The sequence below is a fragment of the Desulfitobacterium sp. THU1 genome, assembly GCF_038181555.1.
In the GTDB taxonomy this organism is placed as follows: Bacteria; Bacillota; Desulfitobacteriia; order Desulfitobacteriales; family Desulfitobacteriaceae; genus Desulfitobacterium.
This window is the reverse complement of record NZ_JBBWUA010000011.1, coordinates 40,309-54,972: the sequence shown is the minus strand read 5'-3', so window position 1 is coordinate 54,972 and position 14,664 is coordinate 40,309. Positions and strand designations below refer to the sequence as shown.

General features: G+C 46.5%; 13 protein-coding genes. 4 read left to right on the top strand and 9 right to left on the bottom strand.

The window, feature by feature from the left end:
- Nucleotides 1–182: 182 nt before the first annotated feature.
- The 3 genes from AAC978_RS10495 to AAC978_RS10485 all read right to left on the bottom strand — a co-directional run bounded on the left by AAC978_RS10495 (nt 183) and on the right by AAC978_RS10485 (nt 2,820).
- Nucleotides 183–1,709, bottom strand: coding sequence for a sensor histidine kinase (locus AAC978_RS10495; protein WP_341547987.1), 1,527 nt, complete (start codon nt 1,707–1,709; stop codon nt 183–185).
- A complete protein-coding gene (locus AAC978_RS10490; protein WP_341548025.1) occupies nt 1,706–2,389 on the bottom strand; it encodes a response regulator transcription factor in 684 nt (227 codons plus the stop codon). The genes AAC978_RS10495 and AAC978_RS10490 overlap by 4 nt, the downstream gene beginning before the upstream one ends.
- A 98-nt stretch (nt 2,390–2,487) precedes the next feature.
- Entirely contained in the window at nt 2,488–2,820 is a 333-nt protein-coding gene (locus tag AAC978_RS10485) for a hypothetical protein (RefSeq protein WP_341547986.1), read from the bottom strand.
- 268 nt (nt 2,821–3,088) lie between these two features.
- Between AAC978_RS10485 and ilvA the strand changes: the two genes are divergently transcribed.
- Together ilvA and AAC978_RS10475 are read left to right on the top strand one after the other, a co-directional pair.
- Nucleotides 3,089–4,336: a threonine ammonia-lyase IlvA gene (gene ilvA / locus AAC978_RS10480; protein WP_341547985.1), complete on the top strand. Its 1,248-nt coding sequence runs from the start codon at nt 3,089–3,091 to the stop codon at nt 4,334–4,336.
- Nucleotides 4,337–4,472: 136 nt separating this feature from the next.
- Complete coding sequence (locus AAC978_RS10475) at nt 4,473–5,003, top strand: DUF6512 family protein (protein WP_341547984.1); 531 nt, start codon at nt 4,473–4,475, stop codon at nt 5,001–5,003.
- Nucleotides 5,004–5,065: 62 nt separating this feature from the next.
- On the opposite strand, the gene AAC978_RS10470 is transcribed toward AAC978_RS10475, so the two are convergent.
- From AAC978_RS10470 to AAC978_RS10460, 3 genes are all read right to left on the bottom strand, one after another.
- On the bottom strand, nt 5,066–5,755 hold the full coding sequence (locus tag AAC978_RS10470) for an aspartate/glutamate racemase family protein (protein ID WP_341547983.1): 690 nt from the start codon (nt 5,753–5,755) through the stop codon (nt 5,066–5,068).
- Between the two features lie 152 nt (nt 5,756–5,907).
- Nucleotides 5,908–6,690 (bottom strand): energy-coupling factor transporter transmembrane component T family protein, encoded by a 783-nt coding sequence (locus AAC978_RS10465; protein ID WP_341547982.1) that lies wholly within the window; start codon nt 6,688–6,690, stop codon nt 5,908–5,910.
- Entirely contained in the window at nt 6,684–8,387 is a 1,704-nt protein-coding gene (locus AAC978_RS10460; RefSeq protein WP_341547981.1) for an ATP-binding cassette domain-containing protein, read from the bottom strand. Before AAC978_RS10460 ends, AAC978_RS10465 begins: the two co-directional genes overlap by 7 nt.
- Nucleotides 8,388–8,804: 417 nt before the next feature.
- On the opposite strand from AAC978_RS10460, the gene AAC978_RS10455 reads away from it, so the two are divergent.
- Entirely contained in the window at nt 8,805–9,341 is a 537-nt protein-coding gene (locus tag AAC978_RS10455) for a biotin transporter BioY (RefSeq protein WP_341547980.1), read from the top strand.
- A 311-nt stretch (nt 9,342–9,652) separates the two neighbouring features.
- Here the strand turns inward: AAC978_RS10455 and AAC978_RS10450 are convergent, their stop codons facing one another.
- From AAC978_RS10450 to glnA, 3 genes are all read right to left on the bottom strand, one after another.
- Nucleotides 9,653–10,156 carry a putative immunity protein gene (locus AAC978_RS10450; RefSeq protein ID WP_341547979.1) on the bottom strand — a complete coding sequence of 168 codons (504 nt, stop codon included), beginning with the start codon at nt 10,154–10,156 and terminating at the stop codon, nt 9,653–9,655.
- Between the two features lie 232 nt (nt 10,157–10,388).
- Complete coding sequence (locus AAC978_RS10445) at nt 10,389–10,961, bottom strand: ANTAR domain-containing response regulator (protein WP_341547978.1); 573 nt, start codon at nt 10,959–10,961, stop codon at nt 10,389–10,391.
- Between the two features lie 36 nt (nt 10,962–10,997).
- Nucleotides 10,998–12,326, bottom strand: a complete 1,329-nt coding sequence (gene glnA / locus AAC978_RS10440) for a type I glutamate--ammonia ligase (RefSeq protein WP_341547977.1) — start codon at nt 12,324–12,326, stop codon at nt 10,998–11,000.
- Nucleotides 12,327–12,649: 323 nt separating this feature from the next.
- Here glnA and asnB point away from each other — a divergent pair, with 323 nt between their 5' ends.
- Nucleotides 12,650–14,503, top strand: a complete 1,854-nt coding sequence (gene asnB / locus AAC978_RS10435; protein ID WP_341547976.1) for an asparagine synthase (glutamine-hydrolyzing) — start codon at nt 12,650–12,652, stop codon at nt 14,501–14,503.
- The last annotated feature ends 161 nt before the right edge of the window (nt 14,504–14,664 follow it).

The following is a 14,664-nucleotide window of genomic DNA, read 5'->3' as shown; positions in this document are numbered from 1 at the left end:
GGCGCAACAAAGTGCCGTGACCTGAGTCACGACACTTTGTTATTCTTATCATGCTTGTATACTTTTGAGTCTTGCAAAGCTTGCGAGTCTTGCGAGACTTATGCAAAGCTTGCGAACCTTGCGCGACTTATGATGCCATTATATTTGTGCTTCCATTATTTTTGTCCCTCTTGTCTTCCTCATCAAGCCTTGGGTAGCCTAACAACAAAGCGGCTACCCTCGCCTACTTTGCTTTCGACCCAGATGGTTCCCCCATGGAGCTCTACTAGGGACTGGGTTATGGCTAAGCCCAAGCCTGAACCGCCGTATTTGCGGGCCCGCGAGGAATCACTGCGGTAAAAACGTTCAAAGAGATGGGCCAAATGCTCTTCGGAAATTCCCGGCCCGTTATCCCCTACCGCTAATTCCACACCCGATTCCATAGACTGCAAGGAAAGGCGAATGCTTCCATGGTTCTGATCCGTGTGCTGAACTGCGTTCTGGAAAAGATTAAGAATGACCTGCTTAATTTTATCCACATCGATAGGGACCGGCCCCACCGAGGCCAAATCCAGCCTAACCTCACGGTCCTCAGCCAGCATCCGCAGTTGGGGCTCCATCTCTAAAATCAGGGATTTTAGATCCTTCCCTTCTTTTTCCACGTCAGGAGAACGATCGAGCTTTGCCAGTAGGAGCAAATCCTGAATTAGCTTTTTCATTCGTCCTGATTCGGCATACATGCTCTTCAGGGACTTGTCCAGCATATCCGGTTGGTTCTTGGCTCCGCGTTGCAGAACCTCTAGAAAACCATGGATGGAGGTCAAGGGTGTCCGCAGCTCATGAGAAGCATCGGCTACAAATCGCCGCATCTGTTCCTTGGCTTCCTTTTCTGCAGCAAAGGAGGATTCTAACCGCTCCAACATTCCGTTAAAGGAATGCGCTAAGCTGTCGATCTCGGTTTGCCCTTGGGCCACAGGCAGGCGCTCATCGAGATTCCCAGAATCAATGCTTTCCATGGTATCCACAACATTAGACAAGGGAACCAGCGTCCTCTTAATAACTGCTTGGTAAGCCACTAACCCTCCTGCGAGGGCTAATAGAGAAAGCACCATGAAGATGAATACCTGGCGAAATAACACATTATTGACGAACTGAGTGCTCATGCTCACCTGAATCTGCCCGATCAGGCGACCGCGAAAATTCAGAGGCTGAAGCACCACCATCAGCTCTTCACCCCCGGAGGTCTTAACCACCATATAGTCACGAAAGCTCGTTTCCATCAGACCTTCTTGGTATTGATCAGCACTGAGTTGGGGCGATAGGGATGAGTTTCCCCCGCTGTTAAGGGGAGTAACATTTCCGTTCAGATCCACGTAGGCAATGGCTGAATCCATCAGATTCATAGGAACACCCCTAGGCGGATTCTCCGGAGTTCGACCCGGCGCTAATTCCCCCGGCCCATTTTCAAGATTGAAATTGGCATTGATTTCGGCATAGATTAACATCTGGGTCCAAGTCTCTCTGGGCACTGACGCCATCTGGGAGCGGATGCTGGATGCTGTGCTGGATAAAATGAACCCCTTGAGGAAGACATACTGAAATATACCAATCAATACGAGAATGATGGCTAAGAAGAAAAGCGAGCGAGCAAGAAGTTGGAATTTTAAAGAATGGGGATCAACGCTATTTTTTAGAGAAAATCGGTCTTTGCTTGCCTGCCATCTGCTCATAGCAAATCCATCCGATAGCCGGCTCCCCGCAAAGTGCGGATCAAACGATGCTCTTTATCGCCCAGCTTTTCACGCAAGGAGCGAATATACACCTCGACAATATTATCATCCCCGACAAAATCATAGCCCCAAACCTTATCCAGAATCATGGACTTGCTTAACACCAGCCCTTGGTTAAGGATCAAGAACTTCAGCAGCTCATACTCCGTGGGGGAAAGTTCCAAGGCCTTTTCATGAAAAAGGATTTCCTTGCGCCGATCGTCCATGCGCAAAGGACCTACCGCAACTTCTTCCAACAGATGGGGAAACTGATTGCGGACCCGGGCATAGATACGCGCCAGCAACTCCTCGAAGCTAAAGGGCTTGGCCATATAATCATCGGCACCTGTCCTTAAGCCTTTCACTCGATCCTCGACTTCATCTTTAGCAGTCAGCATAATAATGGAGACCTGTTCTAGCTTTTTTAGCATCCGACACACTTCAAAGCCGTCCATACCCGGCATCATAATATCCAAGATAATTATATGGGGATGGAATTGCTTAGCTAAAGTAATCCCAGCCATCCCATCGGGAGCCGTCTGTACCTCAAACCCTTCGTTCAGCAATCCCATGGCCAGGAACTCTAAAATATTGGGTTCATCATCAATAATCAGGATTTTTATTCCTTTGAGCTTCTGGATAGGTATCACCTCTTTACACGGATTGGAGCTCACACCCTCATTATCTACTACCCTGTTGAAATGATTCTGAGGACTAACTGAAAGTTTGCTGAAGAATACTACTCCTTGGGTAGAGAACTCTGTGAATCGCTTATTTCTTCCACATTCATATCGATAACTTCCCCGTCGGCAAAGCCTCGCGGGGACGGCTGACCAACGGTTGGGTCGAAGCCTTTGAAATTGGTATTGGTATAGACTTTATAAAAAACGCGCCCATTCTGCCCGGACTTCTGAAAGCTCGTTCCTTTTTTCTTGAGGAAAAAGTAAGCGTAGAGGCGATAAAGGGTATAGAGTACCGCTCCAATAATGACGATCCAGACGGAGAAAACCACGGTAGTGATGGCTACAAAGAAAATCGCCAAGCCCCACATGATTCGATAAAGCAAAGGCATACAAAGACCTCCTTAGTATTTGAACAGAATTATATTGAGTTAATTGAGTTAATCGAGTTAATTCATTTAGTTCGTCTATATAAATTGTAGCATACTTCGCACCGGGTTTGAAGTTTTCTCAGCCTTTGTCAACTTTGTGCGGTTGACTTCCCAAAAAAGCAAGAGTATCATAAATAGATAACCTATTATAGAATAGATAGATTCGATGTTCAGCGGAGAAGGTTTAATATCATCCGTGGTAAAGATGGGAAGGGGTAATAGAAATCTGATGGCAAAAGTGGTTTTAGAGGATATCATTAAAGCGGGTCAAACCCTTAAAGGAGTTATTAACAAAACACCCTTACATCGTCATGACCTTCTTTCGGAGAAATACCAATGCAATATTTTTTTGAAGCGTGAAGATCTACAAGTGGTTCGTTCGTTCAAGCTCCGTGGAGCTTATAATATGGTCCAAAGCATTCCCCAAGAGCGACTAAGCAATGGAGTCGTCTGTGCCAGCGCGGGTAACCATGCCCAAGGAGTCGCCTACTCTTGTAAAGCTTTGGGTATTAAAGGCAGTATCTACGTGCCTTCCACTACTCCGAAACAAAAAATCTCCTCCATTAAACGCTTTGGCGGAGAGTTTGTGGAAGTGATTCAAACTGGTGATACCTTCGATGATGCTTTTAACCAAGCCAAAGCTCATTGCGAAGAAGCCAATAAAACCTTTGTCCATCCCTTCGATGATCCATTAGTCATCGCCGGTCAAGGAACCATCGCCATGGAGATCCTCAATGATCTGGAAGTCCCGGCGGATTTCGTCCTAGGTGGGGTCGGCGGGGGCGGTCTTATGTCCGGTGTGGGGATTGCTATGAAAAGCTTAAGCCCCAATACTCAGATCATCGGTGTGGAAGCGACCGGTGCCGCCTCCATGAAGGAAGCCCTGCAACGAAGTGAAGTGATCACCCTCGATACGATCGATAGCTTCGTCGATGGCACCGCTGTCAAACGAGTCGGAGATTTTACCTTTGACATCTGCCAAGAGGTCCTTGATGATGTTATCGTCGTAACTGAAGGCAAGGTATGTACCACCATCCTGGAAATGTATAATGATAGTGCCATCGTAGTTGAACCGGCTGGTGCTCTTTCCATCGCTGCCCTCGATACTTATCAGGACAAAATCAAAGGCAAAAACGTGGTCTGCATCATCAGCGGCGGCAATAATGATATCGAAAGAACTCCGGAAATCAAAGAGCGCTCCTTACTGGATCAAGGGTTAAAGCATTACTTCATCGTGAATTTCCCCCAAAGACCCGGCGCCTTAAAGGAATTCGTCGTGGATGTCCTGGGACCCCATGATGATATCGCTCGCTTTGAATATATCAAATCCAACAATAAGGAAAAAGGCCCTACCCTCATCGGCATTGAGCTTACCCGTAAAGAAGATTATCAATCCCTCGTAGAAAACATGGATAAAAAGGGCTTCCAATATACGGAGATCAATGATAATCCTGAACTGTTTGGCTTGCTGATTTAACAAATACAAGTTTTGCTCGTAAATTATAAAATCCAAGGACTACCTCACCGGTAACCCTTGGATTTTTTGTAGGTATTAGAGGGTAATATATAATATCTTCACTAAGAAACACTATAACTAAAAGGTGGCCGATTATATGCAACAGAAGAAGATCAGGAAATGGGAAATTGTCGGAGTATTTTTCCTCGTCGGTGTTGGTACCTTGTTACATTTTATCTATGACTGGTCCAATCAATCCCAATGGGTCAGTATTTTTAGCCCCATCAATGAAAGCATCTGGGAGCATCTGAAGATGGGCTTTTGGGCATTAGTGCTTTTTTCGCTCCTCGAGTATAGGTTCATTAAAAGCAAAACTCAGAACTTTTTCCTTGCAAAGGGTTTAGGCAGTCTGACTTTACAAGGGCTGATTGTCATTGTCTTTTATTCATATACTGCATTTACAAATAAGCCTATTATGTTTCTTGACATCTCTTCCTTTGTCGTAGGATGTATACTCTGTCAGCTAGTAAGTTACAAAATTCTTACTAAATCAAGACCCAAGCCCGTATTAAATTGGCTTGGGCTTGGCATTCTCCTTGCCAGTGCCACTCTTTTCGTCATTTTTACTTTTGCTCCACCGGAGCTCATCCTGTTCCAAGAGCCCAGCACCTATCTAAAGGGCAAATAACTAAGAATCAACGCGTTGATGGCTGACGATGGGTTCGCTGAAGAGCAGCTGCCATACAAAGATCATTCGAGGGCGAAGCCCACTGCTCCAATTGCATGAAGTAAGGTGGTATCAAATAAGGGCACAGTCGAGTCCTCAGGTTTAACCAAGAGGCCGATTTCTGTACACCCTAGAACGATTCCTTCTGCACCCTGTTCGATTAAGTCCTCGATGATGCTTTTATATTTGGCACGTGATTCATCGACAATCTGACCTAGGCATAGCTCGTTATAGATTACAGTATTTACTATTTCCCTATCAGCATCCTTAGGAATCAACACTTTGATACCCTTAGCCACTAAGCGCGATTTATAGAAATCCTGTTCCATAGTATATTTTGTTCCCAAAAGCCCCACGGTCTTAATTTCTTTAGCAAGAACTTGTTGAGCGGTAATATCTGCAATATGCATTATAGGAATATGGATACCGGCCTGTATCTCATTGGTGACTTTGTGCATAGTATTGGTGCAGATGAGGATAAAGTCCGCACCAGCTGCCTCAAGACTACGGGCAGCCTCTGTTAAGATCTGAGCGGCTTTATCCCATTCGCCATCGCTTTGGCAGACTTCTATCTCCTCGAAGTCAACGCTGTAGAGAACACATTTGGCCGAATGCAGACCGCCAAGCCTTTGCTTAACTTCTTCATTGATGATGCGATAGTATTCAGCTGAGGATTCCCAGCTCATTCCTCCGATTAGACCGATGATTTTCATGGTTACCTCCTGGATGAATATTTTATTAGGTTTGGGGACTTATGATTTCACTACGCTTTTATTAATGAATATTATAAATGGTTTTTCTGAATCTGTATGCCATCATAATAAGGAGTTACTCAAGACTCCTTTTTATTTTGACCTTCTATAAATCAAATCGGAACCAACCAACCATCGATCACAATAGCAATGATTCCAAAAAGCACGAGGAAAACCGCTCCCCAGGTATCACTTCGCTCCCAATCCTTTGTGCCTAGGACTCGATACCCTCCGGAGACATAGCCCCTGGCCACGAGATTTTCTGCCAGTTCTTCGGCCCGACGCAAAGTGATGCGGAGCAGTGGTAGGAGGAGAAAAGCGAGATCCTTGACCTTCCCGGACCAACTTGAAGGCAAGCTTCCTTTTGCTAAACGGGCTTTATAGAGCAAGCCGGCTTCCTCTAGGAGCAAGGGGATGAAGCGCAGGGTCAAAGTGATCAGCAGTGCGAAATCCGCAGCCTTATCCGTGAATCGGGAGAAGGGCGCGACAAAGAAAGCAATGCCTACCCCTTGTTCTGAGGGAAGAGTGACGGCTGTGAAGATCCGAGTGAGCAGGAAGACGAGAAGAATGCGCCAACCAATGATTAAGCCTAGCCGTACTCCTTCTATGGACCAGTGGCCTTCCCAAAAACGCCAGTCCCCTCCCCAGTTCCAGCCCATCATCAGGATATAGAAGGTACCTAACAGGAGGGTGGCCTTTAGAACTGCTTGAAAGTCTTTGGGGGGAATATGACTTATTGCTAACAGAAAGATAAAAGCAATGGTTAAGATGAGCAGGCCTCCCCATTCAACTGTGGTCATCAATAAACCCAGTCCTACCAGACCACCGATCTTCAACCGGGGGTCTGCTTTATGCAAGGGACTTTCACCGGGTAAATATAGCTCTTTTCCTAGCAACGAACCCCAGCCTCCTTAAATCGTCCTACCTGTTCATCGATACCCTTCGCTGGACACTTGAAAGAGACTTTTCCCTCTTCAATTAACCACACTTCGTCAGCCAGATCGCGAATCTCTAACAAATCATGGGTGACGTAAACAATGGTTAGTCTGCCTTTTAATTCCCTGAGCAGTCCGCGAAACATCGTCCATCCTTGTGCATCTAAGCCCAGCAGGGGCTCATCTAGCAAAAGTACCTCGGGCAGAGATTCCAAAGCGGCTGCCAAGGCTATCCGTTGGCGCTCTCCTCCGCTTAGACGTTCAGGGTAGGCGGTGGCTAGCTCGCGAGGAACTCCAAAAACCTCAAGGTAGGCTAGGTTAAGATCAGCCTTGGCCTCCCTCTCTTTTCTACTTTGAAGGTAGAAGACTTCATCTTCTACCGTGTTCCCCAAAAAATATTCCCCGGACTCTTGGAGAATAAGCCGTACTCTCTGCCTTAATTCCCTATTCTCAAAAGTAGCATCCTTTCCAAAGGCGCAAAACTTGCCTTCCGTGGGCTTGATCAAGGCGATTGCACTTTCCAGCAGAGTGGATTTTCCTGACCCCGAGGGACCAAGGATGGCCAAGAAGCACTTATCTTTGATGGTCTCGGTAAGGAATAGTCGTGAGGGGTAATTTGCCACTTGCCACTCCAGAGGGTTACTACCTACGCTTTTTGCTGGCTTAGGATCAGCATTCTCCGCCCGACTCAAAGTTTGGATGCTAAAATATTTATCCCGTAAACTGTCATTTGGGTTACTACTTTCTGGATATCTACTCTCAAAATTGTGACTCCTTGAATTACGATTTTCTGAATTAGCACCCTCAAGATCACCGCTCTCTGAGTCACTACACCCTGATTTACTATTCTTGGGATGACTGCTCTGTGAGTTATGACTCTCTGAATTAATGCTCTCTAAACTATGACTCCCTGAATTACTACCCGCAGAAGTTCTACTCCCTAATAAAATTGATCTACGGAGAGAGCGAATGGAAAGGTTATCGCAAAACTCTCGATCCTGAAGAGCAGAGTGTGGCAAGCCAACATCTATGAGTTTCCCTTCCTTCATCACCCAAATGCGATCTGCTTTGGCAGCTAGCTCAGGATCATGGGTGATCCAGAGTTGAGCCATTCCCTTGCCTTTTTCTTTTAGCTGAGCAAGGCATGCTTCTTGAGCCCTTTCATCCAGCATGCTCAACGCCTCATCGAGGATAAGAAAGGAAGGTTTTATGGCTAGGATGGAGGCCAGAACGAGTCTTTGTCTCTCTCCCCCGGAAAGTGTGGAGGGTGATTGATTAAGCTGATCCCCCAACCCCATTTCACGGGCTATCACCTTCACCATTTCCTGCACTTTTTTCACTTCATAGCCTAAGTTTAAGAGACCAAAGCCTAATTCTTCAGCCACAGTTGCCCCGATCGTCTGGCGGCGGGGATGTTGACCGATGATCCCGATTTCTTGCCAGCGCTTCACCTCTGTCCAGGGTTTGAGGACGTCATCTTGGAGTAGCCTAAGCTCCCCCTCCTCCGGCGCAAGGGAACCGGCCAAGATGCGCGCCAAGGTGGTTTTCCCTGAACCATTGGGTCCCATAAGAGCCACCACCTCCCCTTGCTGCATGGAAAAGTCGATTCTCTCTAGAACGCCATAGCTAATATTTTCGCCTCTTAAGGTCTTATTCATAGTTCGTTCACTCACTTCACAATCTATAACTCAAACTGATCAATTCACTGCATATACTACTGAGTGATTCTTATAGAATACTACAAAGCATCAACATAGCATTCATATTGAGACTCTCCATAGCGTTTATGCTGAGCGTCATCTTCATAACAGTAATATCAAACATCTTCACAACCTATATTCCAGGGTTTTCTCAGATTCATCCGACTAAAGTTATTTCAAATCTCATGTCAATTACTCTCCAAAACACTCTTGTCAAATATCTTATCATATTGTAAACTAAAATTCACTATCAGGTTTACAATACATATCCGTTTCAAAAGTATGTCTGTACATCGCTCTACTCTACACATTTCCACTCCATATCACTCAAAGTAAAAGACTAAATAGCTCACACAGAAAGGATGACTTGCACCTATGGATATCCGCTCCCTTGCTAAAACTGCTGCCATGGCTGCTCTACTTTGCTTAGCTGGAATGCTTGCCCGTTGGGCTTCGGCTGCTTTGATTCCTTTTAGTTTGCTCCCTCTTTTCATTATGCTGACCGGCCTTATTCTCGGACCAAAGTATGGTAGTCTAGCTGTCACAGTCTATGTATTTTTAGGTTTGCTTGGCTTACCTGTCTTCGCCAGCGCTCCCTTTGGGGGAATCGGTTATATCTTGAAACCATCCTTTGGCTATCTTTTAGGGGATATTGTCGCTGCCTATGTGGTCGGTAAGCTCTACAACCGTAAAAGCTTCCTTTCCGCCATGCTGGCGGTCATCGCCGGGATTGGTGCCTTATATATCGTTGGCCTCAGTTACTTCTACCTCGTCATGCACTTTGTTTTAGATAAGCCTACCACAGTGGCTCTCGTCGTTTCCACCGGATTCCTTCCCTTTATCTTCGGCGATCTAGTTAAAGGATCTATCGCCGCCTGGGTCGGTAATCAAGTGGTCAAGCGTTCTGTTTAGGATCTTATTTATAGAATTGTGCATAAGGCCAAAAAAGGAACAAATAGTGAAGGCCAAAAAATAAGTCCTATAGTAGATCACAAGAAATATCTCAAACAATATCGCGGTAGAATTTTAGCTAAAAGCTCAAAGAGGAAAAGCCAGAAAAGAGGAAGAGCCAGACTTAACAAATCCGGCTCTTCTTCTTTTCTTATATGCTTACCATCAGTTATGCTTACTTTTGTTATATGTTTACCATCGGTTATGCCTACTATCTCTTATGTTTACCATCGCTTATGCTTACTATCGGCTATGCTTACTATCGTTTATGATTACAATTCATTCTGTTTCAGACTTCGCTTTTCGCTTAATAATCTTTCCTTATTGGGACGGGTATCATCAGCTAAAAAGTCCGCCCACTCATATCCAAGTTTGTCTGTATTGTTCTGCCAATAAAGAAGGCGCTGATAATAATAGTCAATTTTCTCGCTTACTGGCTTTTGGTATTCTTTCTTGTCGCACTTTAAAACAATAGCTGTTAGTTCATAAATAACAAGTCCTAAAGCATGGGTTTCAACATGAACTGTCGCTCCCGCATGGCCGATTGCATGAGCTAAGGCACTGTACTCATCATCGTTTATCTCTTTTGCTACAGCATGTGCATCTAATATGGCTCTCTTGGCAATTGGCATTTTGATTTTACCCCTCGCCCAATCCTCGCAAAGCTCTAAACAGGTTCTGGGTCTTCGTTCATCGGCATACTTCGTTTCAAATCGCTCCAAGGTCAGTTTTGCGCAATCCAGCGCCCACATCACAAGGGTTCTGTGATTTTGCAACTGAATTAGGTTTATCAATCTTTGTAAAGATTGGCTGTCACGAGAAAACAATATTTTGTTTCTTTTTTTAATTTGAGTTCCACATCCGAAAACACTGTATCGCTCCCCTTCCTCAAGCTATGCCATTAGCCATACATGCTTAAACTCAACAAGATGTTCCTGGTCGTTAGCTTTCATTATGCCTCCGATTTAATTTCTTTGTTAGTAATCTTAATGAGTTCTGCGAGCACTGCTACTCATATTTCTTGATAATATCTTCCGCTACCTGAAGCTGTGGGAGCCGGAGATCCATGGCTTGCTTTTGAATAAAGCGGAAGGCCTCGGGTTCACTCATCTTCCCCTTCTCCACAAGCAGCCATTTCGCTTTTTCAATGAGCTTCCGCTCCTCCATACGTTTCTTTAGGCTATCGCGCTCGTTCTTTAACTGGAACAGAGAATTCCTGACGGATAAAGCAAAGCGGGCGCTTTGGGTTAGGGTAAGGCGATTGATGGGCTTTGGGAGGATCATGGCCCCCGTGGATTCTAGGGCATGCTGCATATAGGGGATTTGGTCCGGTCGAGCGATAACGATAATTCCCGCACCTGTTTTCTCGTGGGCATCCAAGACAAGATCGATCCCAGGTTCGTCAGGAAGTGGTGTACTGATGATAATTAAATCAGGCTGAGTATTAATAAACTGCCGCCGTGCCTCGTTGGCCGAATGAGCGCAGCTTACCGGATAATATCCTTCTTTGATCAACGTGCTTTCCATACTGCCGGCTACTTCAGATTTTCCACAGACGATAAGAACATTCCCTGCGCTCATGATTAATCACCCCTTTAGGCAGCAGGGCTTCGATGCTCAATAGTTTTTGAGATAATGATCAATCTCCCACTGATGAACCGTCGTATCATAGTCCCGCCACTCTTGGGCCTTAGCAATGGTATATTTCGTAAAGATATGCTCGCCGATGGTGGCATGGATCAAGGGGTCCTTCTTCATTTCTTCAAGGGCGATTTGGAGATTGGAGGGTAACCGATCCAGTTTTAAGAATTTCTCCTCATCGGGAGTTAGATTATAGATGTTGATATTGACCGGTTCAGTCACCTGAAGGTCGCGGTTTAGGCCATCGAGACCAGCCTCTAAGAGCAAAGCTAAGGTCAAATACGGATTACAGCTGGGATCGGGGCTGCGCAGCTCAAGACGGGTTCCCTCACCCCGTGGGGAAGGTACACGCAATAAGGGGCTGCGGTTCATGGGCGACCAAGCGATGTGGACCGGTGCTTCATAGCCCGCAACTAAGCGTTTATAGGAGTTGACTAAAGGATTGGCGATGGCCGTAATCCCTTTGATATGCTCTAATAATCCCGCGATGAATTGCTTTGCTGTCGCCGAGAGCTCCCCTTGAGTCTCAGGATGGTTAAAGACATTTACCCCATCTTTGGCTAGGGACATGTTGATATGCATGCCCGACCCATTAACCCCTTGGAGTGGCTTGGGCATAAAGGTCGCATGGAGGCCATTGCGTTGGGCAATGATTTTGACTACATATTTGAAGGTCATGATATTATCGGCTGCCGTTAGGGCATCCGTATATTTAAAGTCGATCTCATGCTGTCCGGCGGCGGATTCATGATGAGAGGTCTCAATCTCAAAACCCATCTCTTCTAGGACCAGACAAATCTCTCGTCGGGTGTTTTCCCCTTGGTCAATGGGGGCTAAATCGCAATAGCCAGCGCTGTCATGGGTCGTGGTGGTCGGTTGTCCCACATCGTCGGTATGGAATAAAAAGAATTCGCACTCGGGGCCCACTTGGAAAACATAACCCTTTTCTTGGGCCTTTTGCAGGGTTCGCTTAAGAATATAACGGGGGTCCCCTGCGAATTGGGAGCCATCATGGTTCTTGACATCGCAGATGATTCTTGCCACTTTCCCTTGTTGCGGACGCCAAGGAATCAAAGCAAAGGTACTGGGGTCGGGGAGCAGCAGCATATCGGAGGCCTCAACTCCCGCAAACCCCGGTACAGCCGAACCATCAAACATCACTCCCTGCTCGAGGGCTTGCGGAAGCTGGTTATCCGTGATGGCAATGTTTTTCATCCGACCAAAAATATCCGTAAACTGCAGACGAATAAAACGGACATCATTCTCTTGGACAAATTTCAGGCACTCTTCTTTGCTAAACTGCATGAACGACACTCCTTTCTAATGGGCCAAAGGGTACAAAAAGGGCGCACCAAGTTCCCTATTAGGGTCCTTAGAACGCCTTTGTTCTATTCCTAATCTTATAACATTATCCCTTGCATCTAACACTATCCTTTGCCTAAAAACGAAACCCTACGATTTATCTTATACTTTGCGTAAGTCCTCTGTCAATATGAGAGCGTCATGGATGCTGTATTCATTCGGGAAGACTAGCACGCAACTCGAGCTCTTGCATATATTGAACAGAGACAAAGGAGTACTCTGCCGGGTGCTCCTTTGTCATTTTTTATTTGTGAGGTGCTTTGCTGATGTGCTCTATACTCGGTTTAATAAATTTTTCACGGAAGCTATTACCCCCAGATATTCAATATCTTAACCAGGCGGGGAAAACTCTGTCCCATCGGGGTCCGGATCAAAATGGCCTTTATTATGGTGAGCATTTTGCTTTTCAACATAATCGCTTAGCCGTCATTGATATTGAAAAGGGCAGACAGCCCATGACGACCAACCACGAAGGTTTCGAATATACCATCGTCTACAACGGGGAGCTCTATAACACAGAGGATCTACGCCGAGAGCTGCACGGTTATGGTGTCAAGTTCGAAACCCATTGTGATACAGAAGTGGTGCTGTACAGCTATATCATTTGGGGTGAGCAATGCTCCGCCAAGCTCAACGGCATTTATGCCTTCGTGGTTTATGACTCCCGACAAGGGCGAGCCTATCTTGCCCGGGACCGCTTCGGGGTCAAGCCCTTCTTCTATACCTTCGTGGACGGTGCCCTGCTCTTTGCTTCGGAGCTGAAGGCGATCCTACAGCATCCCCAAGTGAAGTCTCAATTGGGTTACGAAGGTTTATGGCAACTCCTCTATATGATGCCCGTTAAAGAAGAAGGCGCCGCTCTTTTTAAAAACATCTTCGAGCTTCCGCCTGCCTCCCATGGGTTTTTCTCACCAGACTCCGCAGGCGAGCCACAGGGTTTGCGATCCTCCAAATACTGGACCTTGACGGCCTACGAGAACAAGGAGAAAGAATCTACCATCGTCGCCACGACACGCGAGCTTTTGGTAGATGCCATCCAACGTCAGCTGGTCGCCGATGTCCCCCTCTGCACCTTTCTCTCGGGAGGACTCGATTCCTCAGTTATTACGGCAGTAGCCGCCCAAAGCTATCGGCAGAGAGGAGCGCAGCTCTCCACCTACTCCTTTGAACACGCCGGGAATAAAGAGCATTTTCAACAAACCCTATTTCAGCCGCAAAGTGATGATGAATATGCCGTCTATTTGGCCGGCTACCTAGCTACCCACCATCAGATCCTTACGGCGCAGAAGGAAGATTTGGTCGAGGCCTTAGAGGACGCCGTGCGCTATCGGGATTACCCCGGCATGGCGGATATCGACTCTTCCCTGCTCTACTACTGCCGCGAGGTCAAGAAACAGCATACGGTTGCCCTCTCCGGCGAGTGCGCTGATGAAGTCTTCGGAGGGTATCCTTGGTTCTATCGACCCGAGATGCTCAGCTCCGGATTCTTCCCTTGGATTCATGATCCCTATGCCCGCATCAGCTTATTTAGGCCTGAGGTAGTTCGCCCCCAGGAGGGATTTGGGTATACCTCAGAGCTCTATCGCCAAAGCGTGGCGACCTGTCCAGTAGTTGCCGGAGAGTCAGAGGCGATGCGCACCTCGCGGATTGCCAGCTGGCTTTCCATCAATTACTTCATGACCTCACTGCTAGAAAGAAAGGACCGCATGAGCATGGCCTCCGGGCTGGAAGTGCGGGTCCCCTTTGCTGATCATCGGCTGGTCGACTATGTCTATAACGTGCCTTGGGACATTAAATACAGAGATGGAGTAGAAAAATCACTGCTCCGCGCTGCTATGGAGGATTATCTCCCCGGCAAAATCCTTTATCGCAAAAAGAGCCCCTTCCCGAAAACCCACGACCCTGAATATGAAGCTTTAGTGTATCATCTTTTCCAAAAGCGCTTCGAGTCGGGGAGCGGGATGCTGGCAGAGCTCTTACAGCAGGATGTGCTTGATCGCCTTGCCAGCCCGGGGAATAACACCTGGTTTGGGCAGCTTATGGGAGCACCCCAACTCATGGCTTGGCTGGTTCAGCTGGATTTTTGGTTTGAGGAGTATAGGATTGAGCTATGCTTGTAAGGGAAGGATTCAGCTGAGCGTGATAAAATCTGCTGCATGTTAATAACTACTGTGATAAGATCTACGGCATGATAAGAATTACAGCAAAAAAACAAGCGTCGGCATATGAACTGGGTTCGGTTCATATGCCGATGCTTTAATAAAACTGAACTGCTACTTGT

Coding starts and splice junctions, on each gene's coding strand:
- AAC978_RS10495 (WP_341547987.1), bottom strand. CDS start 1,709: ATGAGCAGATGGCAGGCAAGCAAAGACCGATTTTCTCTAAAAAATAGC.
- AAC978_RS10485 (WP_341547986.1), bottom strand. CDS start 2,820: ATGCCTTTGCTTTATCGAATCATGTGGGGCTTGGCGATTTTCTTTGTA.
- ilvA (WP_341547985.1), top strand. CDS start 3,089: ATGGCAAAAGTGGTTTTAGAGGATATCATTAAAGCGGGTCAAACCCTT.
- AAC978_RS10475 (WP_341547984.1), top strand. CDS start 4,473: ATGCAACAGAAGAAGATCAGGAAATGGGAAATTGTCGGAGTATTTTTC.
- AAC978_RS10470 (WP_341547983.1), bottom strand. CDS start 5,755: ATGAAAATCATCGGTCTAATCGGAGGAATGAGCTGGGAATCCTCAGCT.
- AAC978_RS10460 (WP_341547981.1), bottom strand. CDS start 8,387: ATGAATAAGACCTTAAGAGGCGAAAATATTAGCTATGGCGTTCTAGAG.
- AAC978_RS10455 (WP_341547980.1), top strand. CDS start 8,805: ATGGATATCCGCTCCCTTGCTAAAACTGCTGCCATGGCTGCTCTACTT.
- AAC978_RS10445 (WP_341547978.1), bottom strand. CDS start 10,961: ATGAGCGCAGGGAATGTTCTTATCGTCTGTGGAAAATCTGAAGTAGCC.
- glnA (WP_341547977.1), bottom strand. CDS start 12,326: ATGCAGTTTAGCAAAGAAGAGTGCCTGAAATTTGTCCAAGAGAATGAT.
- asnB (WP_341547976.1), top strand. CDS start 12,650: ATGTGCTCTATACTCGGTTTAATAAATTTTTCACGGAAGCTATTACCC.